This window comes from Pontibacter mucosus, assembly GCF_003054055.1.
Lineage (GTDB): Bacteria > Bacteroidota > Bacteroidia > Cytophagales > Hymenobacteraceae > Pontibacter > Pontibacter mucosus.
In genome coordinates this window covers 1-23,173 of the sequence record NZ_QBKI01000003.1, presented here as the reverse complement: position 1 = coordinate 23,173, position 23,173 = coordinate 1, and the positions used below count along the sequence as shown (strand labels likewise).

Genomic DNA, 23,173 nt, shown 5'->3' with positions numbered 1-23,173 from the left:
AATAGCTGCCCCTATTCCATAAAAAGTATAGAAGATGCTTCTACTACTTTCTCCTACTCCCCCACCAGCTCAAAAAAGCGCACTTTGGTTTTACCCGGCACCAGTTGCAGGCCCTTGGGTATCCCCCCATGCGATTCCTTCATGTGGTTTTTATACCATACTCTGTAGCTTTCCTCGTCCTCCCAGTAGGTGAGCAGCCAGATTTCGTTGGGGTTATCCTGGGGCACCATCACATTCATTTTAATAAAACCCGGGGCGCTATCCACTAGGTGCGGGCGGTTGATAAAGGCTTCCCGTACTTCGGGCACCATGTCGTTGGCGATGGTAAAGGTGCTGGATGCTATAAACATAGGGTATGGTTGTGGCAATCTATACTTGCGCGTGTTGTTCTTCTCTTGATTTATACTTTCAGGCATACTTTAAAGGTGGTTCCCTCTCCCGGGATGCTGTCCACGCTAATGCCTCCGCCCAGGGCCTCTGCCTGTACTTTGGTTAAGTATAGCCCCAAGCCTTTGGCGTCTTTGTTTTGGTGGAAGGTGTTGTATACTTTAAAGATTTTATGACCAAAGCGTTTCAGGTTGATACCCAGCCCGTTGTCCTGCACCGAGATGCATACACCTTCCTGCTCCTGCCAGGATTTTACAAGTATAAGCGGCTGCCTTTCCGGCGACCGGTACTTGAGGGCGTTGGAGATGAGGTTGTGCGCAATACTCTCCAGGTATACTTTAGGGGCTGTGATGTGCTTTACCTGCAGGTCCACCTCCACTTTGGCATCGGTTTGCAGGATGATGGGCTGCAGGTTCTGCAACTCCCGCTCCACCAGATCGGGTAAGTATACTTCCTGGTCCTCCAGCTCGGTGCTTAATTCGCTTTCCAGTATCAGGCCCAGGTCATCGAGGGTGGTGGCCATGTTCTGCACCATGTTGTCCATCAGGTGCATCACCTGCACACCAGTCTCTGCTGAGGGATCATCGTTATACAAGTCAATGAGCCCTTGCATATTGCCCAGCGGGGAGCGCAGGTTATGGGTAATGATGTGCGTGAAATCCTCCAGGCGTCTGTTTTTGGCCCGCAGCATCTCCGACGTCTGGCTCAGTTTCCTGTTCAGTTCTGTTAAGTGCTCTTTTTGGTTTCGCAGCACCACGGCAGTCAGGTCCTTCACAAACGTTTGCGCCACCTCTAGCTCGTTCAGGCTCCAGGGCAGCGACTTCCCCTTAATCACCTGCACCCAGCGGGCAAACGACTTGCGCGGGTGAATACGGCCCGGCTTCTCCTCTACCTCCTTGTCCGGTTTGCCGGCCCAGATGCGGGTCTCCGAAATCTCCGGCTTAAAGTACAACAGGTACTCCTGGTTGAGTTTGGAAATCTCGAGCGCCAGCAGTCCGCTGGCCTGCTCCTGCATGTCGGTGGCAGCCGGGTATATGTTGGAAAGCTGCCGGGTATGGAACGAACTGCTGCCCACATGCTCTGCCAGCCACTGCGCCAGGCTCCTGAGGCTTTGCTCCGACGGCGTGAAGCCATAGGTATAGCATTTGCCGTCCAGCAGCAGGGCCACGCCGGTTGCCTCCGACAGCGAAAGTATAGCCGACTGCTGTTTCTGCAACTCCGCATGCAAATCACGGCTCTCCATCAGCTGGTTCATCAGCTGCACCTCCTGCACCCGCAACTCCTCCAGCTGCTTCAGGTCGCGCTGCTCCTCGTGGGCCAGCACCCCATTGGCAAAGGCCTGCGCCACGTTCAGGCAAAGCTGTCGCCTCCAGTAATTGGTAAGCAGGGCGCTTTTATGCTGGCAGGCGATAATACCCCAGAGCTTTTCGTTGACAATAATGGAAACAGAGAGCGTGGCCTGCACGCCCATGTTCTGCAAGTACTGCAGGTGAATCTCGGAAGGGTTGCGCAGCTCGGATCGGATGATGTTGGAGGGCTGCCCGGTAGTTGGGTTAAGGTATGGCGTGATGTCCACGGCCGCGGCCGACACATCGGCGATTTGCCGCACCGGCTTCTGCAGCAGCAGCGCGCGCGCCTGGGCCGGAATGTCGGAGGCCGGGAAATGGTGGTGCAGGTAGGTAGGCACTCCCGGTTTTGCCGTTTCAGCAATCACCTCGCCGTGCCAGTCCTCATCAAAACGATAAAGCATAACCTGATCGTAATCGAGTACCTGCTGCACAAACTGCGTGGTCTGCTGCGCTTGTGCCACCAGCGAGTCCTGCTGATCCAGCTTTTCCAGGAAGCGTGTGTAGCCTCCTGTCAGGTCCAGTATCTGCTGCCCGTGCTGCACCGGCATATACGGCTCGCACTCGAGCACCAGGTTTCCCTGCGACTCATGCAGGAAAGCGAAAAACGGCTTCCCCTGCAGCTCTATCAACTCCACCTTCGTTCCGGTGTCCAGCTGCAGCCGTATTCTCTCTTCCAGGGTGGCATACTCCTCTTTAAAGGCAATGGCGTTCAGTTTCTTGCCGGGAAGCACGACAGGATCAGCCTGTAGAAATTCGCCGATATTGGTGCTTAACTGCTCCACCTCCAGGGTCTGCTTGTTCAGGATGAGCATGAAGCCGTGTGGTTGAACCCTGCCGATGAGGTGGATAGGCTCGGTATCGCAATTCGACAGGTCAACTTTATAGTTATGGTAATTCTGCATTTAAGGTCTGGGGGCTGATTTCAGAACAGTTAAGCGTGTAAGGTACCGATTTTGTAACAAAATGCAGCATCGGGCGCACACTTTCTAAGAATCCACACTTACCATACTTTGTACCTGGCAGTTATACTTCTGAAGAAAACCCCTGTACAGAGGCTGGCTTCTGAAGTATGGATGAAAGGCTTCTAACTGCTTTTACTAAAGTATAAACCTCCCCCCTACGGCTGCTCCGGATTTGCAATCCGCATGCCTGCCCATAGCTCGTGCCGCTGCCACTGCGGATTACAAATCCGCGGTTATTATACCGATACCGAATTGGTTATGCGCATTAGATTGTGCTTTCGCTCGCCTCTGGCGAGTGTGCGTCATTTGGTGGCGTCCCGCCTCCTGTGCCCGAAGGCACAAGTTAAAGCGGCCGGAGTCCACCCGATAGCTCACACTCGCCAGAGGCGAGCGAGGGCACTAATGCTGGCTCAATATTGACTTAATAGTGGTATAATAGTGGTATTATACTTCCGCATTACAAATCCAGAAGAGCGTATAAGTGAGAGCGCATGAGTGTTTATACTTATGGCGCGAGCGTCCTCGCTCGTGACTTGCTATCGTGGGGCCTCTGGCCCCTTTTATTTTATATGAAGCGGCCAAAGGCCACGCTATACTGAGCACGAGCGAGGACGCTCGCGCTATCATTGCCCTACGCCAGCGTCAGCACCAGGTCGTCGGTGTTCACCAGTTCGCCCTCTTTAAGGGTTATACTTGCCACCGTTGCATCAGCCGAGGCGGTGATGGTTGTCTCCATTTTCATGGCCTCAATCACGAAGAGCGGCGTGTTCTTTTTCACCTGCTGGTCCTTCTCCACCAGTATCTTCGACAGCAGCCCCTGTAGCGGCGCGCCAATTTGTTTGAGGTTGCTCTTGTCTACTTTCTGATGCTCCACGCGCTCCACCTTTACCGAGCGGTCGCGCACGTCGATGTTGCGGCTCTGGCCGTTAAGTTTGAAGAACACGGTGCGCATGCCATCCTCGTTCACGTGGCCCGTGGACTGGTACTTGATGACGATGGACTTTCCGCGGGCAATGTCGATGATGGCCTCCTCGCCGGGTTGCAGCCCATAGAAAAACAGGCGCGTCGGGATTTTAGACACATCTCCATACTGCTCCACGTGCTTGTGGTAGGCCTCGTATACTTTGGGATAAAGCTGGTAACTCAGAAAATCGGTAAACTTGGTTTCCTTGCCAAATTTCTCCTGGAAGGTGGCGAACTCCTGCTCAAAATCCACGGGCTGCAGGTGCTCGTTTGGCCGGTCGGTAAACGGCTGCTCGTCTTTCAGGATAAGCTCCTGCAGCTTTTTCGGGAAGCCCCCCACCGGCTGCCCCAACTCGCCTTTAAAAAACGACTGCACCGACTCCGGAAACGAAATCTCCTCGCCCCGCTCCAGCACATCCACCGTGGTCAGGTTGTTCGACACCAGGTATAAAGCCATGTCGCCTACCACCTTGGAGCTGGGCGTTACCTTCACCACATCCCCAAACAGCTGGTTTACCTCAGCATAGGTCTCCTTTATCTCCTCCCACTTATCGCCTAAACCCAACGCGTTTGCCTGCGGGCGCAGGTTGGAGTACTGCCCTCCCGGAATCTCGTGGCGGTATACTTCGGCCGTGCCTGCCTTCAAACCCGACTCAAACGGATAGTAGTACTCGCGCACCGTTTCCCAGTAGTTGGCATGCTGGTTCAGGCTCTTCTGGTCGAACTCGCGGTGGCGCTCCTGAAAACGCATCGTCTCCACCATGGCGTTAAAGTTTGGCTGCGAGGTAAGTCCCGACATCGCCCCCATCGCCACATCCACCACATCCACCCCGGCTTCAATTGCCTTCAGGTAAGTGGATGACTGCACGGAGGCTGTGTCGTGCGTGTGCAGGTGGATGGGAAGCTTCACCGTTTCGCGCAAAGCCGTGACAAGTTCGGCGGCAGCGTAGGGTTTCAGCAGGCCGGCCATGTCTTTAATCGCCAGAATGTGCGCCCCGGCTTCTTCCATTTTCCGGGCCAGTTGCAGGTAGTAGTCCAGCGTATACTTTGTCTTCTTCGGATTCAGGATATCGCCGGTATAGCAGATGGCCACCTCCGCCAGGCCCTGCGTTCGCTTGCGCACGAAGTTGATGCAGGGCTCCATACTTTTCATCCAGTTCAGCGAGTCGAAGATGCGGAAAATGTCCACGCCCGTCTCCCACGACTTCTCCACAAAGGCCTCGATCAGGTTGTCCGGATAAGCCTTGTAGCCTACCCCGTTGGAGCCCCGGATGAGCATCTGCAACAATATGTTCGGTACCGCCTGGCGGATTTGCGCCAGGCGGTCCCAGGGGTCTTCGTGCAAAAAGCGCAGGCACACATCAAAAGTGGCGCCTCCCCATACTTCCATGCTGAAAGTCTGCGGATGGTCCTTGGCGTAGGCCTCGGCAATCTTGAGCATATCAAAGGTACGCATGCGGGTAGCCAGCAGCGACTGGTGCGCATCCCGGAAGGTGGTGTCGGTGTAATGGATGAGCGGGTCGTTGCGCAGCCACTCAGAAAAGGCATCCGGTCCCAGCTCGGTCAGCAGGTCTTTGGTGCCTTTTTCGTAGGGTTTATTCGTGTTGAAATGGTGGAAATTGGGCTTGCGCAATACCTTGTCATGGTCCACCTTTTTCACGTCCGGGTTGCCGTTGACAATCACATCGGCCAGGTAGGAGAGCATTTTCGTGGCCCTGTCCTTGCGCTGCTTAAACACGAACAGCTCCGGGTGGCTCTTCACGAAATCAACCGTGGCGTCGCCTGAGATAAAAACCGGGTGGTTGATGATGTTCTGCAGAAACTGCATGTTGTGCTTCACGCCCCGTATGCGGAATTCATCCAAGGTGCGCGCCATTTTATTCGCAGCCAGCGCCAGCGTAGGCGCATGCGTGGACACCTTTACCAGCAGCGAGTCGAAGAAGGGGCTGATCTTGGCGCCCGGGTACACGCTGCCCTGGTCGAGCCGGATGCCAAAACCGCCGGCGCTGCGGTAGGCGATAATGGTGCCGTAGTCCGGTTTGAAATCGTTTTCCGGGTCCTCGGTGGTGATGCGGCACTGAATGGCGACCCCGTTGGCGCGCACCACATGCTGCGGCCCCAGCAGTACCTCCTCGTCATCCAGGCGGTAGCCGTCGGCAATGTAAATCTGCGTCTTTATCAGGTCAATGCCTGTGATCATCTCCGTCACCGTGTGCTCTACCTGGATGCGCGGGTTTACCTCGATAAAGTAAATACTATCTGTGTGCGGCTCCACCAGAAACTCCACCGTGCCCACGTTATTATAGTTGACGGCCTTGCAGATGCGGATGGCGTAGTCGTAGAGCTTCTGGCGCGTTTCCTCTTTCAGGCTGATGGCCGGGGCCACCTCCACTACCTTCTGAAAACGGCGCTGCACCGAGCAGTCGCGCTCGAACAAGTGCGTGATGTTGCCATGCGCATCGGCCACAATCTGCACCTCGATGTGCTTGGGGTTCTCCACGTACTTCTCCAGAAAAACCGTGTCGTCGCCGAAGGCCTTCAGTGCCTCGTTCCGGGCCTCAAAAAAGCCCTTCTCCAGCTGCTCGTCATCCCGGATCACACGCATGCCACGGCCTCCGCCACCTGCAGCGGCTTTCAGCATCAGCGGGTAACCAATGCGGTGCGCCTCCTCCAACGCTGTTTCATAGGTATTCAGATCCAGGTTGTTGCTCTGGATGATGGGCACATCACAACTTACTGCCACCTTCTTAGCCGCAATTTTGTCCCCCAGCGAGGCCATTACCTGCGGCCTCGGCCCAATGAAGACAATCCCGTTATCGGCACACTTCTGCGAGAAGTGCTGGTTCTCGGACAGGAAGCCGTAGCCCGGGTGAATGGCGTCTACGTTGTTCTCTTTGGCAATCCGGATAATGCCGTCGATGTCGAGGTAAGGCTGCAGGGGCTGGTTATCCTTACCAATCTGGTAGGCCTCGTCTGCTTTGTAGCGGTGCAGGGAGTAGCGGTCCTCATACGTATAAATGGCCACTGTCTGGATGTTCATTTCCGTGCAGGCACGCAGCACCCGGATAGCGATCTCGCCGCGGTTGGCAACAAGTACTTTTTTAATTTTCATGAAAGGTGAAGTGTCGTAAAAGTTTAGTTTTTTAAATTCCAGTGTTCAGGGAAATCTGCACAACCAAGACTACATTCAGTGTTTAGCTTCTGATTGTACAAATAAGGGTTAGCGTGATACTAATTTCAGATGCTTCTAATACAGACTTTTTCTGCAGAAGGTTATTTGGCTGAAACCAAGAATTTTATACTTTTTCAGGCCTGTTGAGCAGCTGCTGGAAGTCAACTTATACTTTGGATTGCTTTAAAAATGTCCTAGGCCCTTATCAGCACCCGAGTTATAGCAGGACGTACCTTAAACAATTTATACTTCTTCATGTGCTACCCTCGCTCGCCTCTGGCGAGAGTGCGTCATTTGGTGGCGTCCCGCCACCTGTGCCCAGAGGCACACGTTAAAGCAGACCCGATAGCTCACTCACACTCGGCAGAGGCGAGCGAAGGCATTGATGGACGCAACACTGACTTAGTAATGGTTTTATACTTCATATAAGCTATCGCATCGCAAAAGCAGCGTTAGCTTATACTTCCATTACTTCTCACCGACTATTTGTAGAGTATAATCCTGTCGAATTTGCGCTCCAAGGAAAACATTTGCTGCCGCGGGTTTCCCCGAAATGCTTCGGGACAAGTCAACCCGTGCCTTGTCTGTGAGGTCGGATTTGTAATCGGCTGGGCCGGCCTGTCCCGGGCGCAGTCCCGGGGAGGCCCAACGATAGCCCGTCACGAGCGTGGACGCTCGCGCCATAACAAGCCGTTTGCCAAAATAAAATGAACCTGCCTCTCTCACAGACATTTGTAAAGTATAATCCTATCAAATCAAAGCTCCAGGGAAACCTAAAAAACAGGCCTCTGCGGCATTTAAGACTCCAATCGTGCATTCCCACCAAACCAAAAACTAATTTTATTAGTATTTCTAATATATTTAGTAAATATTTGTAGTATGATAAAGCCGGATGAGTTTTTGAAAGGGCGCGGTGCGCAGTATAACCCGCAGAACCCCTACCTGAAGCAGGAGTATGTGGCCGAACATGTGGAGGGGCTCGACGAGCCGCTGCTCTCCAACTCCAAAACGGAGTTCATCCCCGAGTTCCCTAAAAAGGTGGTGAATAAGGTGGACAGTCCGGACGTAGGCCTGGGCTACTCGCTGAACCCCTACCAGGGCTGCGAGCACGGCTGTGTATACTGCTACGCCCGCAACTCCCACCAGTACTGGGGCTATGGTGCCGGCCTCGACTTCGAGCGCAAAATTATCATCAAGGAAAACGCCCCGGAAGCGCTGGCCAAACAGCTCGAAAGCCCGAACTGGCAGGTCATGCCCATCATGCTGGCCGGCAACACCGACTGCTACCAACCCATCGAGGCCAAAAAGAGACTTACCCGCCGCATTCTGGAAGTGCTGCTGCAGTACCGCCATCCGGTGAGTATCATCACGAAAAACGCGCTTATACTTCGGGATTTGGATCTGCTGGAGGAACTGAACAGGTATGACCTGGTGCATGTGAGCGTCAGCATTACGACCCTGGACGAGCAGCTGCGACAGAAACTGGAGCCGCGCACGGCCTCGGCTGCCCGGCGGCTGGAGGTGGTGCGGCGACTAAGTGCGGCTGGCATTCCGGTAAACGTGATGACAGCTCCCATCATCCCCGGCCTGAACGACTCTGAAATACCGGCTCTGGTAAAAGCAGCTGCCGATGCCGGTGCCAGCAACGTGGCCTATACGATGGTCAGGCTCAACGGCAGCATTGGCCCCATTTTCGAGGATTGGATACAGCAGGCTTTCCCGGACCGCGCGCAGAAGGTGCTGAGCCAGATTGCCGACTGCCACGGCGGTCAGCTCAACGACAGCCGCTTCGGGGTTCGCATGCGCGGGGAAGGCAAGTTTGCCGAACTGGTGAGCCGCCTCTTCCGGGTGAGCATGCAGAAGTACATGGCCGGCCGCAGCATGAAGCCTTACAACTACAGCCACTTCTGCCAGCGCAAAGGCAAGCAACTGGATCTATTTTAAAATTAGAAATTAGTTGAGCAGGACAACCTACGAATAGCTATACTTGCAACAGCACCAGATCCCCTTACTCGCCATGTTATACTTTAAGAATATAGGCTTTACACTGGCCATACTTTGCCTGGCATCCTGCAGCCAACTCACCGACAAAAACCCGGATACAGCCCTGGCCGCGGCACAGGAAGCTCCACTGCAGTTTGAAACCCAAAGTATGGAGCGCTCCTCTACTGGCTGTGCCACCGATAGCAGCACATGTGCCAAAGTAAGTATAACCTACCCCGAAGCGGTTGGTGGCGAAACTGCGCTGCGCGATAGCATAAATCTTTTTGTGCAGCAAAGGCTCCGCAAACTGGCGCTGGACTTTAACCCCGATGCAAGTATAGCGGGCGGAAAAAACGCGTCTGAGTTTTTGGCCACTTTCTTTCTGGGCCAGCACGAGCAACTGACAAAGGATTTTGCGGACAGCGCCGAAATGCCGGCGTCCGTGGCGCGTTGGGAATTGGAGGTAAAAGGCGAGCCGCTGCTGAACTCCGGCAAAGCGACCTCGCTGCAGCTGCAAGTATACTATTACACTGGCGGCGCGCACCCCAACTATTACCGGGTTCTGCAGAGCTTCGGCCCAAATGGCGAAAAACTGGCCATTTCCGATATGGTAACAGACACGCTGGCCCTGATGCAACTGGCTGAGCAGGAATTCAGGAAGGTAAAAGAAGTGGTGGGCGATAAGCCGCTGGCGGAGGCCGGGCTGTTTATAGAAGGTGATTTGCTCCCGCTGCCTCAGAATGTCGCTTTAACCCCGGATGGCCTGCTGCTATACTATAACCCGTATGAAATCGGCCCCTGGGCGTTAGGTGACACCGAGGTGCTGCTGCGCTACGAGCAGCTGGCCCCCTTGCTCCACCCAAAGTATAAACCTTGATCTAAAGTATAAACGCCAGATGGCTATAGCATATTTTTGCTGCAGCCATCTGGCGTTTTTACTTGGGCAACTATTCTGCGGTAAAAAATCAGGTTACTTCATGCCGCTTCCTTTCATCTGTTCCTGCTGGGCATGGCCTCTGGGGTCTGGGGGCGCCAGCTTTGGCAACCCGCCTACCGGCGTCGCCGGAGTTACTTTGAACTCCCCTTTTCCATCCATGGATGGGCCGTTGCCCCAGCGGGCGCTCTTCATCCTTTCAGCAGCCCCGTCCTCATCATTTATCTTTGTGGATACAAACGCATAATTAAATTCCTGATTCTCCTCTGCCTGTGGGAAGGAGTTCGGTATCGGGTGCACATCATTCAGCCCTCCTAATTCTTCCAGCACGGCCAGCCACTGGTTTTGGTGCATGGTATCGCGGCCAATCAGGAAGGACAGCATATCCTTCATGCCCGGGTCATCGGTGGTCTCCCACAAGCGCGTCGCAAGCAAGCGTCCCGTAGACTCTGCCATCACATTGGCATACATATCCGCCGCCAGGTTGCCACTGCTCACAATCCATGAGCCATTAAACGGGTTCCCGTTGCTGTCCACGGCCATGGCGCCAAGCCCTGCGGAGAGTATGTGTTGTGGGTTCATCCCGCCCATGACGGCTCCAACCACCCTGTCCTGCGCCATCTCCTCCTGAAGGGAAAGAGGCGCCCCTTCTAAGTTCAGGGCAACGGCAGTCGCCAGCATTTCAATGTGGGCAATCTCTTCCGTACCAGTTTCCAGTAGCATGTCACGGTATTTTTGGGGACCTCTGGCGTTCCACGCCTGGAACAGGTACTGCATGCACACTCGCATTTCTCCTTCTATACCGCCTATAGCCTGCTGCAACATCCTGGCAAATTCGGGGTTGGGCTTCTCGACCCGTACGTTGTACTGTAGTTTACTGTCGTGATAAAACATAAGCTTGTTTCATAGTTTGGATTAACATTCCACATTTTTACGCCCTCCCCTTTCTGTAGTTATACTTAAACATTGCGCCATTATCAGTATTTATACTTTCAGGCATGCCACTGTTTTGAAAAAATTCTCTTAAGTATATTATCTTAGCACTGAAGCTTTTAAAATTGATTGAGTAAGCGTTCGAGGAATTAACTTTAACATCACCCCACTTCCTGTTCCCTATGGCAATCGTGCTGGCGTTTGTAACCAACGGCAGTGGCTGCAGTATGAAAACCCAGACACAACCACCCTTATACTATGCATCATAAAGGAGACATTGTAGTAAACAGCTGGGCAGAGCTTCAGGAAACACTCTTCAGCCATAGCTGGGACGATAAAATCAACCGCTTTAGATCATCTTATGTGTACCGGGGCACCTCCAGCAAGCTCTTCGACCTGGGGACCAGCATCATGCGCATCGGGCCAAAGTATGAGGAACTGGAGCCGCACCTGCTCCGCAACTTCCGCAAGTATGCCTACAGCAACTATAGCCCAGGCGACTCTATCTGGAACTGGCTCGCCCTGGCCCAGCACCACGGCCTGCCTACCCGCCTCCTCGACTGGACCTACTCGCCTTATGTAGCACTGCACTTTGCCACCGTTAACCTGGAACAGTATGAGCAGGACGGTTGCGTGTGGTGCGTAAATTATGTTAAGTCGAGCGAGCACCTGCCTCCCACGCTGCGCAACACCCTGAAAGAAGAAGGCTCCAATGTGTTCACGCCGGAGATGCTGGAGCCGGTGGCCCCCTCCTTCAAATCGCTCAAGAGCTTTCAGCATGAGGATTACGTGGTGTTCCTGGAGCCGCCCTCGCTTGATACCCGCATTGTGCACCAGTATGCATTGTTCTCGATGATGTCGGATGTGAAGGCGGAGCTGGGTGAGTGGTTGCAGCAGCACGAGGATTTATACTTTCGCGTGATCATCCCCAAGGAACTGAAGTGGGAGGTGCGCGACAAACTGGACCAGGCCAATATTACCGAGCGTGTGCTGATGCCGGGCCTGTCGGGTCTTAGCCAGTGGCTGAAACGCCACTACACACACTCCTGAACAATTAACTAAAAATAACCTCAGAAGCAGGTATTACTCCTGAAAATTATCTAATTTAAGGCACAATTACTTTTTAATACCTGAGTTGATGATTCTGTGCCGAACGATGCGTGTGCTACCCTTCTCACGCCCAGCTTTTACATGCTGCAGTCTTTTTAAAATTTCTTCTTCCTCTTTTATTCGTTATACTTCCGGAGCAGCCCTACTTGCCGCGATGCTGCTAAGCACCTCCTGTATTCAGGAGCAGGATGCCAGCGCCTCCGCCCTGCAGGAGCCGGTTTCGCCAGCCACCGTGGTTACCGAAACTGAAAGTATAAGCGCCGCCGATTCTTCTGCCTCAGCCATGACCGCCTCCACAGCTGCCGCCAGTGCGCCTGCCCCAGGAGCAACCGCTGAGTGGAACTACCCAGGTCCCCGACCTCTTCCGGGAGCCATACTTCCACAGAAGCGCATTGTGGCCTTTTACGGCAACCTGCTCTCGCGCCGCATGGGCATACTGGGCGAGCTGGACCCGGACGAAATGCTGGAGAAATTAGATGCCGAAGTTGAGAACTGGAGCAAAGCCGACTCACTCACCCCTGTTCAGCCAGCCCTGCACCTGATTGCCGTTACGGCCCAGGGGCACCCCAGCGCCGGAGGCAAGTATAGGCTGCGCATGAAGCACGACATGATAGACCAGGTACTTGAGCTGGCCAGCCGCCGCAACGCCATCGTGTTTCTGGATGTGCAGGTGGGACACAGCACCCTGCAGGAGGAACTGCCCCACCTGGAGAAATACCTCAAAATGCCGCACGTGCACCTGGGCATTGATGCCGAGTTTGCCATGAAGGAAGGTAAAATTCCCGGCCGCAGCATCGGCACCTTCGACGCCGAGGACATCAACTACGCCACCGGCTACCTGGCTGGCCTGGTGCAGGCGCACCAGCTCCCGCCAAAGCTCCTCATTGTGCACCGCTTCACACAGCGCATGATCACCAATTACCAGGACATCAAACTTAGACCGGAGACACAGGTGGTGATGCATATGGACGGGTGGGGCTCGCCGGCGCTGAAGAAGGATACCTACCGTCGCTTTATCGTGAAGGAGCCGGTACAGTTCACAGGCTTCAAGGTATTCTACAAAAACGACCTGCGCAACAGCCCGCGCCTGATGACACCGGAGGAAATCATTGCGCTTTCGCCAAGCCCTTTGTACATCCAATACCAGTAACCCACGAAGAATCCAAATCCATGACATGGATCATGTTTTTAGAAAAGACGGCTGGCTATATTTGCCTAAAGTAGAAACCGAAGCGCCATTGCACTAGCATAAGCAACTGATTAACAGCTACTACAAATCATTAACCCGGTACAGCTTCTCCAATGGGAGGAATTGATTTGGCTTCACAGGAGAAGATAGACCGGAAAGGGTGGCGGAGGTAAAGTCAGCGCTGTTTTTGAGGAGTATATGACGCAAAAGTTGACTTTAACTGTACCCTGAGGAGCTACCGAAAAAAAAGACAAAAATTTACGCGGCGGAGGGAGTAAAAAGGCCTGGATTTTGCGTTAGCCCAGTAGAGAGTACAAAGTCTGCCTATAGCAAATCTCTTTCCTGAAGCCCTCGAACCTTTAAACAGGATAAATATGACGCACTACTTACACCGGAACCTTGTGAACTTTGCAGTGCGGTTCATCCAGATCATCATTGTCTTCCCGATGGCCGTTTTGCTGAGCTTCTACATCGAGCCCTTCGGTTCCATGAACTACGAGCTGCACTTTATGCTGTGCCTGATGGTGGCAGCGGCCGTTTCCGTGCTCGTGACAAAGTATAGCCGCAAGCTGACCGTACTGATGTTTGCCGGCATCCTCGGGATGTTCGCCTTCAACAGCACTTTCAAGGACCAGACGTTTGAGGGTATCTACGACGATTACAACGCCATGCTGGTTAACATGACGAGCAACCCCCACAAGGTATCTTACTTTAAGCCGGTACGCGGCACGTACTTCCAGAACCAGCGCGTAAAAACTGCCATGCAGCCCACACACCCCCGAGTTCGGGCTTTTGCCGTGGAAAGTTCCACCCGCTACTTCCATGATGAGTATTACCGCAAGTTTGGCAAGCTAACCCGTTATTTCTCGCTGTTTAAGCACGTGCGCCAGAACTGGAGGTATGTAAACGATCCCCTGGGGATGGATTACTACTCCCCTCCTACTGAAAGCATGCAGTTGCTGGCCGGAGACTGCGATGACTATTCCATTCTGATGGCTTCTTCGGTGATGGCGATTGGTGGAGAGGCGCGCATTGTCATCACGCAGAGCCATATGTATACGGAGGTGAAGGTAGGCCATGTGGACGATCTGGATAAGGTGAGCTTTGCCGTGCGCACCCTCTTTCCGGATGAGGTAGCCGACGGCAAGATATACTTCCATGAGACTGGAGAAGACCTGTGGATTAACTTCGACTACACCGCTGAGCACCCGGGAGGCCCGTTCCTGGAGCCTGAGCTTTACAGCGTGATCACCTTTGACCGGTAATTTTTTCCCCTGATCTTCAGCAGGTTTCTGCTGAACTTATAAAAAAATCACTGGGGGCTATTGCAGTAAAGGAAACGAGCGCTATATTTGCACCACAATCAGACAGAACGGCCCGTTCGTCTAGGGGTTAGGACGCCAGATTTTCATTCTGGTAACAGGGGTTCGATTCCCCTACGGGCTACCAAAGCCGCTTCAGCTAAAACTGGAGCGGCTTTTTTTATGCACTTCGGTCGCTATTCGGACACCACTGCAGTTACTTTTATACCAGGAGACCCGCTTTTAAATCTCCTGCCTCACCAACGGATTGGGCCATGATGTAGCGTATCGTCATGTTGTCACGGAATAGAGTTAATTGTCTTGCCATCGTTATAACCTGCCTCTGGGTGTTATACCTTCTTACTCTACTTTTAAAACTCTTACAGGTTCAATTTGCGCCGCTCGAATGGTTTGGGATAGGACAGTCAACAACCCAACCAGGGCAACCAAAGCAAAGCCGATGCTTGTATTCAGAAAGCTCAAATCAACATGAGGGCCCATTTCTTTGCGTAATAAATCGCCGCAGAACACACCCGCCGGAACGCCGATAAGCCCGGCAACCAGGATAAGCATGACAAAATCCTTGGTAACTGTCCATACCAACCTCACGTTGCTCGCGCCCATTACTTTTCTTATACCCAGTTCTTTCGTGCGTACCTCTACGGAGTAACTGGCGATGCCTAAAACGCCCAAAGCAGCAATTAGCATGACGACAAGGGCAAAGAATCCAAAAAAGCCTATTCTCTCCCTACTGCCTTCTCCCGAATACAGGGCTTTCAGATTTTGAATACTTGCCGTTTTTTCAGGAAAATGGTTTTCCCATAGGGATTGAATGGCCTGGGTCACTGCCATTTCTGAACCTGGCTTTATTTTAATGACCAGGGAGGTTATTTCATTTGGCAAATAGCGATAGATTAACGGGATTGGTTCGTCAAAAATCTGGTCGGGCATGATGCCTATGACTTGTACAGAGGCGGAGTCCAGTAACAGGTTTTGCCCCACTAACGTCTCCGCCTCAGGCGCCAGTAATTTTGCGGCAGCTTCATTCACCAGCACATACTGCTCCATATGCTGGGGCATATTTTCAGGAAAACTCTGCCCGGATTTTAAGCTGATACCTTCTGTTTCAATTGTTTTCGGATCAATGCTTACATACTTTATTTTCAGCGTTTTATCTTTCAGCTGTACAGCACTACTCCCCGTTTTGAAAGCATCGTAATACCAGTTCGTTGCCAAAGTCGTTTCTACCTGACTTAACTGGCTTATCTCGTTTTGCAGGTTTCCATACTTTTCACCTTTCAAATCAAGTGTCAGGATATCAGGTGTCATGATGGAGCTAATGGTTGCATTGTTTCTTCTTTCATAATCAGCCAATATGACGAAAAATATCATCAGCATGATGGTCACTGAAAACTGCAAGACAACCAAAGCTTTGTACACAGCAACACCCCGGAACAGCTTCACATTCTTCATTTTCCGCAAAATCTGTATAGGCTCAAACGCTGACAACAGCCAAGATGGAAATGCCCCTGCGACCAGGCCTGTGATAACGGCGTAGGTTAGCAAGCCTAAAGCTAAGGTTGTATCCCAGGCAAACGCCATGTCCATATCGGGTACGTAGTGCCCTAAAATATTAACACACGGTACTGTAAACATCATGGCCAACAGGGAAACAAGAGTCGATTCCATTAAAAACTGACCAATGATTTGTTCTCTTGTTGCGCCTAAGGTTTTGCGAATGCCTACTTCTCGCGCCCGGGAGAAGGCACGCGCCAATGCCAGACTGATGTAGTTGAAAGCAGACAACAGGGTTAAGGAGAGAATTAAAAATAGCTGCGTTTTTATGCCCGTCCAATCAACACCCGCATGGTGGTCATTTTTAATGTCGTTGTTTCGGGGGGTGATGTCTTCTATGGGTTGGGCCAGGAATTGAAGCTTGCTCTTATCCGATTTCCGGGCATAGTTTTGGAGCGTTGTATGGAGCTGCTCTATGTTGTCTTCTGATGCTAAACGGGCGTAAATGGCTGCACTCTTGAAGTCTCCCCAGTTTTGTGAAACATCAGGGATTGCCCCTCTCTTTTCAAGCATTTCAGCAGCATTCATAGAAAGCATAGCCTCAATGGGGAGATGGGTCTCTAAGGGCGGGGCCTCGATAATTCCCTCCACGGTATAAGAGCCCAGCTTTTCAAACCGAACCGTTTGTCCTAAGGCATTGGCGTTACCAAATATCTTTTCTGCTGTTTTTTCAGTTAAAAAAAGGGTGTTGGGATTATGGGCAAGCCTTTGTGCACTGCCTGACAGCAGTTTAAAGCCAAAAACATCAAAAAAAGAAGGTTCCGAAAATTTTATGTCAATAGGTACATCGCCTCCGTCGGTTTGCAGGTTATGTTTTCCTGCCAGACGTACTTTTACCGTTTTTTCAACAAAGGAGATACTGTCCATTTGAGGCGCCAATGGCAATGGAGCTGTTGCCCATTTGGTTTGCTCCGCCGCATTTGTTTCCTGCGTGAGTATCCGTACTATCTGATTTAGTTTTGGATGGAAATGGTCTGTATCGTGATTGGCCTTTACGAATGTGAAAAGAATAACTCCAACCGCCATACTCAATGACAAGCTCAGTATATTGACTAACGAGAAAAGCTTGTTCTTCCAGAGTATCCGTATGGCGATTTTCAGATAGTTCTTTATCATGACTTAAATTGCAATGTTTGGTTTTAGAGGATGGTGAAAGGCATATCTCAATGAATGACGCTTTCTACCTACTGAGAAGAATCACATCGGAAACCTGTAATTTCCTGCCCGATATCAGGCGAGGACTTCATGCGTGCCGCTTATTCTCCACCTCGGACCATTTCCAACTTTGCTTTTTCGAGAAGAGCACGGTTCGTAGAATCCAGCTCCGATTTAAAGAAGTTCTTTGGCCCCAGCACTTCGTACGCTCTGCCCCCGTTGAACTGAATATAGCCTACCGCCTGCGTGTAAGCGCCCCAATCTCCAAGCAGTTCATTGAGTTTGTCCGGGTTTTGCTTCGCCAAATCACGTTGCTCCCTTGGGTCATCCTTCAGGTTGAACAGGTGCCAGGTTTTTCCGTCGCCAAACGGAGGCATAACGAACCGGATTTTCCAATCGCCTTTGATGTAGGCTTTATTTTCCAGGCTTTCAACCCCAAAGCCGTTCTCCTCATCCCGCACGGTGCTTCCTTTTTTGCCTAGCATTTCATTGAAAGTTGTTCCTGTCATGGCTGCCAGCTTGTTGTTTTTGTATGTATCCGGCCGTTCTATGCCGGTGATATCGAGCAGCGTAGGCATAATGTCGGTGCCTAGGATTTTGTTGGTTGCATCCACTCCTTTTAAAGTAACGCCCGGCCCGGAAATAATGAATGGTACCCGGATACCGCCCTCTCCCGTGGTAGTTTTGAAGTATGCATAAGGCGTTGCGGTCACCTCTGCCCAGGCCCCTTCCAGCGACACAAAAGAGTTGGGTTTGCCCATGTTCTCCAGGCTGTTGTCAAACGGCTTCATGTTCGTTTTGTAAAACGATGGATCTTTGGGGTTAGCGCCGTTATCGCCGATCAACATGACAATTGTATTCTCCAACTTGCCTGCCTTTTGCAAGGCCTCCAGCACACGGCCAATGTCCAGATCCATGATCTCCAGCATGGCAGCGTAAAGCTCCATCCGGCGGGCCTGCAGCTTTTTCTCCTGCGCCGATAGCTCGTTCCACTTTTTAAATTCACCGGAACCCGGGTTAATGGGAAGGTCCTTAGGTATCAGCCCTAGTTTTTTCATGTTGTCCATCCGTACCTGGCGAATGGCATCGTACCCCTTGTCGTATGCGCCTTTATACTTATCCATCCATTCGTCGGGCACGTGCAGCGGGTCGTGGGGTGCCGTGAAAGCCAGGTAGCCGAAGAAAGGGGCATCGTCTTTTTGCTCGGTGATGTACTGGATCATTTTGTCGGCGTAGTAATTGGAAGAGTAAAAATCATCCGGAAGCTTTTTCACCTGCACGCTGTCATCGTAGTACACGGTGTGGATCACCTCCTCAGGCCCTAACGGGAAAATATTGCTGAAATGGCTGGCTCCCCCACCCAGAAAGGAGAAGCTGCGCTCAAAGCCTTCCTCAAACGGTCTCCTGCCTTTCTCGTGCCCCAGGTGCCATTTGCCACTCATGTAGGTATGGTAGCCGTTTTCCCGCAACACTTCAGGCAGAGTCATAACGCGGTCGTTCAGGTATCCTTCGTAACCAGGCTGCATGTATTGGCTGGCCGCCTGAAAAGGAGGCATGGCACCCACGCCGCTGATGTGATTGTCCATGCCGGACAGGAACATGGCCCGGGAGGGCGCGCACAGCGGCGAAGTATAACAGTTCTGTACAATCAGCCCATTATCCGCCAGGCGTTGTATGTTGGGGGTGCGGATCTCCCCACCAAACGGTGACAGGTCCGAGTAGCCCAGGTCGTCCACCACTATCAAGAGAATGTTTGGCCTGCTGCGGTTAGCAGCTGCATTGGTATTGTTATCTGTTTTGGCCTCGCTCTTGTCTTCGGTTTTACGGTCGCGGCAGGCAACCACTGTGAATAATAACCCGATAATAATCAGGTAAAGGAAAAAGGATACTTTTTTCATACCCCTTGTTTATTTTATACTTTCAACTACATGGTCTGGCATCAAGGCAAGAAACAAAATGACCATCACGTGCAGTTGATGAGCACCTTGCTAGCAGGGGCAAAGAGGGTGAGCTTTCTATTTCAGCTGCATCATCGCCAGGAGGAGACAGATGAAAACAGGGTGTTATAACTGCTTGAGGCAGCTTTGGGAAAAATTAGTTCAGGACCTAAGCGCAACTCAACGTGCGTAACAGGTACTTTTACGTCGATAAAGTCTCTTCGTCTATCAACACCACCAAGTATAAGGCAACTAATTAATAGGAACTTACAATTATTTGTATTGAAATAGACCGAATAATCCGACCAAGATCCCTTTCTCGTTCCTTACACAGAAAGTATGGAAGTATTTTTAAACTCATGTGAGTAAAGTTTGATAAGACCACCCTTTCGACTACTACAGCAAAAAAGCCGCTCCATTTTACATGGAGCGGCTTTTATCATAGCATGATTTTTACTGGCAGGTACAGGTGCCTGCCATCATGAGCACCAGTACTGCACGCACAGTTCTGGTTCAGGAACCAAGGCTAATAAAGTCTCTTTTCTTAACATTACTCCCCTGATCTCCCAATTAAACGATGCCCTACATTTCAGGCGAAGTGCTCATATTCTCCTCCATATTGCATTGATTCAGCTCCCGTAAATTATTCTCGTACACATACTTTCCTAGCTTCTTACCCTGCCGTTGCCCCACTTCAACATCTTGTCTGAAATGATAGCCTATGTATATTCTGGAGACAGAACTTTCATAAGCCATTTGCGAAAAGCTTCTGATATTACGCTCAACGCCAGGCAAGTGGTAGGGACTGGTAACATTCAGGTTGATTTGGTCAGACTTGAAATAGGATTTAAAGACCGCTGCGGCTGCAGCTGCACCGTAGGCGTGTGTGGAAGGAAAGTTCGGAGTAGGAGGCGTGTTAAAGACTGGCTCCCAGCCAGCATCTCCAACGGTAGCGTCCACTCCGTCTGAATCCCCGTTTCTTATGGCTGTAATCGGCCTCCAGGTCTTATAGTGGTACTTTCCCTCAAAAGAAGCGATGTAAGCATCTATCAACGACATTTGGATAAGCCCTATCAGCCTTGCAGCTTCCCAGCCATTCAGTTTCCTCTGTTCGACTAAGGCCCTGGCCATCCTGTTCATATAACTGGAGGACGTTTCCACCCAAAAGGCACCGATTTCTGTTTGTTCGCTGGTTCTGCCGGGGCAGTCTTTGCAACCCAGGGATTTGACTTCATTGTAATCTGCTACATACTCTTTTGAATTTAATGGGTACGGGGCTTCATCGTCTCTGAATTGGTTTCCGGATTTAATGCCGAACGGTGTGAGGCTTCCCAAGTTGGGGGCGAACACTGCATTGGCAGGCCAAGGCCCAGGCTGCGACCACGGCAAATAATCAACCCGGAATTCTCCGGGTGCAGTGCCTCCGGGGTAGCTTTCAAAGGCTAACTGGAAATCACTTTTTCTTTTATCCAGCACGGCAGCTGCTGCTCTCCTACCAACATCAATGCCCCTGGTTTTTAAATCCGAATCAGTAATACCCGTCAAAACCTGACTTAATAAGGAATCGGCAGACGCGGTGGCAAGCGGGTAAAGCTGTACCATCATGTCGTGGGCTGCCTGCGAAACCGCAGCATCGGCAATGGCATGAATGTTCTTTTTCGTGATCCTGCTGGCGTCTGCACTTGCATTATCCAAGGCATAGGTCTCGTATTTCGGAACCACGTTATTCAGGGCATCGTGCATTGCCAGCGTAACCATGGCATAAAGTTTCACTTCAGTAGGCTGCGGCAGCTGCTGATCGACAGACTGACTCAACAATTCATTCCATTGAAGCACGACTCCATTGCTGTAAGAATTGATCATGCCATTGTTATAGTTCTGAACACTCTTACACGGATCCAGGGGTTCAAAATCATCCTTCGAACAAGAACCTATACTGATGAGAAGTATAAATCCTCCAAAAATTTTTAAAATTGTTTTCATGATATGCTCTTTTAATTCAACCACATTTAACATTGTTAATAGGGTGATTTTAGTAAGTAGAAGGAGTTGTACAAGCACCTAAGATTTGATACAGACCGGCCAGCATGGTTCCGCTGCCGGCGCATCGAGGAGCCAGAAAAGCAAATAAAGGAAACTGCCCTGAAGACGACGCTCCAAGATCAAAATAGCAGTTTAACTGTGGTGTTCTCAGTTACTGCACAGGAGATGCAGCAGATTGGGCAACGCAAAAACATCTCATCAGGAAATGTTTATTACCGGCATACAATTTGGAATTGATGCAATTGGAGTGGATAAGACAAGCGAGCACTAGAAACGTTTGCTTCTTGAAGGGTCTGCTACGGGAATTAGAACAATAATGGCAGAGTGAAAGGCTTACTCAAGCTAGCGTGAGATATATCTTGCCTATACTTACCATACGCTACAGAGGAATATAAGTGAGGTAGCGTTTCACCGGATAGAAGGGAATAGTAGTTAAGGCTACGAAAGTTCGGGTAAGGCTACAGCAACAACAGGTTAATATAAAATATTATCATAATACCAAAAACTCCGTTATTACTTGAATGTTTATCAGCAAACGCACTGAATGTCAACCGCTAACAGCAGTATACTTTTCACAGCTGCGTGTCCCATTAATGGCTTCTACCCGATAGCCCTACTCAGTAATTTTAGTCATTTTGCTTCAGCCAGGCAGTTACCTCATTTTTTAAGCGGGTGTTAAAGTATGGCAGCAGCAAGGCTACCGTTACAGCTACGTAATGCCGGATTTGATTCTCCTGGGTAAGGTGGCGGTTCTGCGGGAGGCGCGCGTACCGCAACCAACTATCCGACACGATAAACACCTGCTCAAACAGCAGTGGAAATAGGTGGGCTTCCACGCTGTCCTCAAATACGCCGCTCCGTTTGTACTCTTCAAAAATGGCTAAGAACAATTCTCTTCTGCTCTGGAATAGCTTTTCATAGGACGCGTATACTTTGGGGAATGTCTCAAGTATAGCCGCCGACTCTACAAAAAAGAAAACATACCGGTACATGACCCTGTAAATGTTCGTCAGGGGTGCCGCCAGTGCCTGGGCAGCTGTAACGTCGCTGGCAGTTTCGGTCGCATAGGCTGTTATCTCCCGTTCCATTTCGGAAAAGATAGCGTGCACCAGAGCCTCCTTGGTCTTAAAGTAATATCGCAGGTGCCCATCGCTAATTGCTAATTCACGGGCAACATCACGGAGTGTGGTTTTGCTGATGCCTTTTCTGTTAAAGACCTCCACAGCCTGGCTGATAATCTTTTCTTTCATCTTAGCTCTTTGGAGCTAAATTACGAATAATTCGTTACCTTTGTATTAGCTCAACTGAGCGAGGTAGTTTTTTCTTTTAAAACTCACGTAAATCCGTATTACCCTTACCCGTTTCAGCAAGCTGCTGTACAGGTGAGCTATACTTGAAATACCTATGAACGCCAGTAAGAAATGTCCTCATTGCGGCCAATGGTCCCGCTGGAGCCAAAACCCGACCGACCGATGCGAGCATTGCCAAGGTATACTTGATCCGGTTGCTGTTGCCCGCCAGCAGGCGCGGGAGGAACGCAGGCAGGAGGAGGAAGAGCGTTACTCCCTGAAATTTATAGAGATTAACCCAGACGACCACTGGTTTATCAGGTTCTTCAAAAGGATAGGACTTGGTTTTCAGATTGCCTTTGTGTCCATCATCTCATTTTTCCTGTGGCTGATCGCCTTGCTGGCCGGCTAAGTTGGGGCACCCTTCGTCCGCTTTTCTGGGTGCTGGCGGCGGTGTACGTGGGGCATTGGGGATGGCGCTGGCTGGACTTGCCCCGGCCCTGGTGGGTGCAGCATTACCTGGACGATCTGCTTTGCCTACCGCTGGTGCTCACGGCCACCTTGTTTGTACTGCGCTTCTTTTACGGTGCCCATGTTCGTCTTTCCGGGTACCAGGTGGCGTTTACGGTGCTGTATTTTTCGCTGGCCTTTGAGGTTTTCTTCCCCCAGTTTATGCCCCGCTATACCGGCGATTGGGTAGACACAGTGCTCTACGCAGCAGGTGGCATACTCTTCTACAGGTTTCTAAATAAGTAAGCATAGTATCTAAAGTGTCCTTTGCAGGTAGGTAAGGCCATATACTTATACTTATACTTATACTTATACTTATACTTATACTTATACTTATACTTATACTTATACTTATACTTATACTTATACTTATACTTATAC

Annotated in this window: 15 protein-coding genes and 1 tRNA gene; 8 read left to right on the top strand and 8 right to left on the bottom strand. The window is 51.1% G+C overall.

Annotated elements, in window-relative coordinates; genetic code table 11:
* Window positions 1-53: 53 nt before the first annotated feature.
* The 3 genes from C8N40_RS06510 to C8N40_RS06500 form a co-directional block, all read right to left on the bottom strand.
* On the bottom strand, window positions 54-416 hold the full coding sequence (locus C8N40_RS06510; RefSeq protein WP_245905022.1) for an antibiotic biosynthesis monooxygenase family protein: 363 nt from the start codon (window positions 414-416) through the stop codon (window positions 54-56).
* Window positions 401-2,638 carry an ATP-binding protein gene (locus C8N40_RS06505; protein ID WP_108210998.1) on the bottom strand — a complete coding sequence of 746 codons (2,238 nt, stop codon included), beginning with the start codon at window positions 2,636-2,638 and terminating at the stop codon, window positions 401-403. Before C8N40_RS06505 ends, C8N40_RS06510 begins: the two co-directional genes overlap by 16 nt.
* 691 nt (window positions 2,639-3,329) lie before the next feature.
* Window positions 3,330-6,773 (bottom strand): pyruvate carboxylase, encoded by a 3,444-nt coding sequence (locus tag C8N40_RS06500; RefSeq protein WP_108210997.1) that lies wholly within the window; start codon window positions 6,771-6,773, stop codon window positions 3,330-3,332.
* A 939-nt stretch (window positions 6,774-7,712) separates the two neighbouring features.
* Here C8N40_RS06500 and C8N40_RS06490 point away from each other — a divergent pair.
* Together C8N40_RS06490 and C8N40_RS06485 are read left to right on the top strand one after the other, a co-directional pair.
* The gene (locus C8N40_RS06490) at window positions 7,713-8,777 is read left to right on the top strand and encodes a PA0069 family radical SAM protein (RefSeq protein ID WP_108210995.1); all 1,065 of its coding nucleotides are present in this window, start codon (window positions 7,713-7,715) and stop codon (window positions 8,775-8,777) included.
* A gap of 43 nt (window positions 8,778-8,820) precedes the next feature.
* The gene (locus C8N40_RS06485; RefSeq protein WP_146173525.1) at window positions 8,821-9,693 is read left to right on the top strand and encodes a DUF3298 and DUF4163 domain-containing protein; all 873 of its coding nucleotides are present in this window, start codon (window positions 8,821-8,823) and stop codon (window positions 9,691-9,693) included.
* Window positions 9,694-9,786: 93 nt separating this feature from the next.
* On the opposite strand, the gene C8N40_RS06480 is transcribed toward C8N40_RS06485, so the two are convergent.
* Window positions 9,787-10,644, bottom strand: a complete 858-nt coding sequence (locus C8N40_RS06480) for a manganese catalase (RefSeq protein WP_108210993.1) — start codon at window positions 10,642-10,644, stop codon at window positions 9,787-9,789.
* Between the two features lie 297 nt (window positions 10,645-10,941).
* Here C8N40_RS06480 and C8N40_RS06470 point away from each other — a divergent pair, with 297 nt between their 5' ends.
* The 4 genes from C8N40_RS06470 (at window position 10,942) to C8N40_RS06455 (ending at window position 14,431) form a co-directional block, all read left to right on the top strand.
* Entirely contained in the window at window positions 10,942-11,733 is a 792-nt protein-coding gene (locus C8N40_RS06470) for an FRG domain-containing protein (RefSeq protein ID WP_108210991.1), read from the top strand.
* Window positions 11,734-11,947: 214 nt separating this feature from the next.
* A complete protein-coding gene (locus C8N40_RS06465; RefSeq protein ID WP_108210990.1) occupies window positions 11,948-12,943 on the top strand; it encodes a hypothetical protein in 996 nt (331 codons plus the stop codon).
* Window positions 12,944-13,356: 413 nt separating this feature from the next.
* A complete protein-coding gene (locus tag C8N40_RS06460; protein ID WP_092103990.1) occupies window positions 13,357-14,247 on the top strand; it encodes a transglutaminase domain-containing protein in 891 nt (296 codons plus the stop codon).
* A 109-nt stretch (window positions 14,248-14,356) separates the two neighbouring features.
* Window positions 14,357-14,431: transfer RNA gene (locus C8N40_RS06455), tRNA-Glu, on the top strand.
* Window positions 14,432-14,643: 212 nt separating this feature from the next.
* Here C8N40_RS06455 and C8N40_RS06450 read toward each other — a convergent pair.
* The 4 genes from C8N40_RS06450 to C8N40_RS06435 form a co-directional block, all read right to left on the bottom strand.
* A complete protein-coding gene (locus C8N40_RS06450) occupies window positions 14,644-16,974 on the bottom strand; it encodes an ABC transporter permease (RefSeq protein ID WP_108210989.1) in 2,331 nt (776 codons plus the stop codon).
* A 140-nt stretch (window positions 16,975-17,114) separates the two neighbouring features.
* Window positions 17,115-18,911, bottom strand: coding sequence for an arylsulfatase (locus C8N40_RS06445; RefSeq protein ID WP_108210988.1), 1,797 nt, complete (start codon window positions 18,909-18,911; stop codon window positions 17,115-17,117).
* 621 nt (window positions 18,912-19,532) lie between these two features.
* Window positions 19,533-20,933 carry a vanadium-dependent haloperoxidase gene (locus C8N40_RS06440; protein ID WP_170114030.1) on the bottom strand — a complete coding sequence of 467 codons (1,401 nt, stop codon included), beginning with the start codon at window positions 20,931-20,933 and terminating at the stop codon, window positions 19,533-19,535.
* A gap of 686 nt (window positions 20,934-21,619) precedes the next feature.
* Window positions 21,620-22,243, bottom strand: coding sequence for a TetR/AcrR family transcriptional regulator (locus C8N40_RS06435; RefSeq protein ID WP_108210986.1), 624 nt, complete (start codon window positions 22,241-22,243; stop codon window positions 21,620-21,622).
* 154 nt (window positions 22,244-22,397) lie between these two features.
* Here C8N40_RS06435 and C8N40_RS06430 point away from each other — a divergent pair, with 154 nt between their 5' ends.
* A complete protein-coding gene (locus C8N40_RS06430) occupies window positions 22,398-22,694 on the top strand; it encodes a hypothetical protein (RefSeq protein ID WP_092104000.1) in 297 nt (98 codons plus the stop codon).
* Window positions 22,667-23,038: a hypothetical protein gene (locus C8N40_RS06425; RefSeq protein ID WP_146173524.1), complete on the top strand. Its 372-nt coding sequence runs from the start codon at window positions 22,667-22,669 to the stop codon at window positions 23,036-23,038. Before C8N40_RS06430 ends, C8N40_RS06425 begins: the two co-directional genes overlap by 28 nt.
* Window positions 23,039-23,173 lie beyond the last annotated feature (135 nt).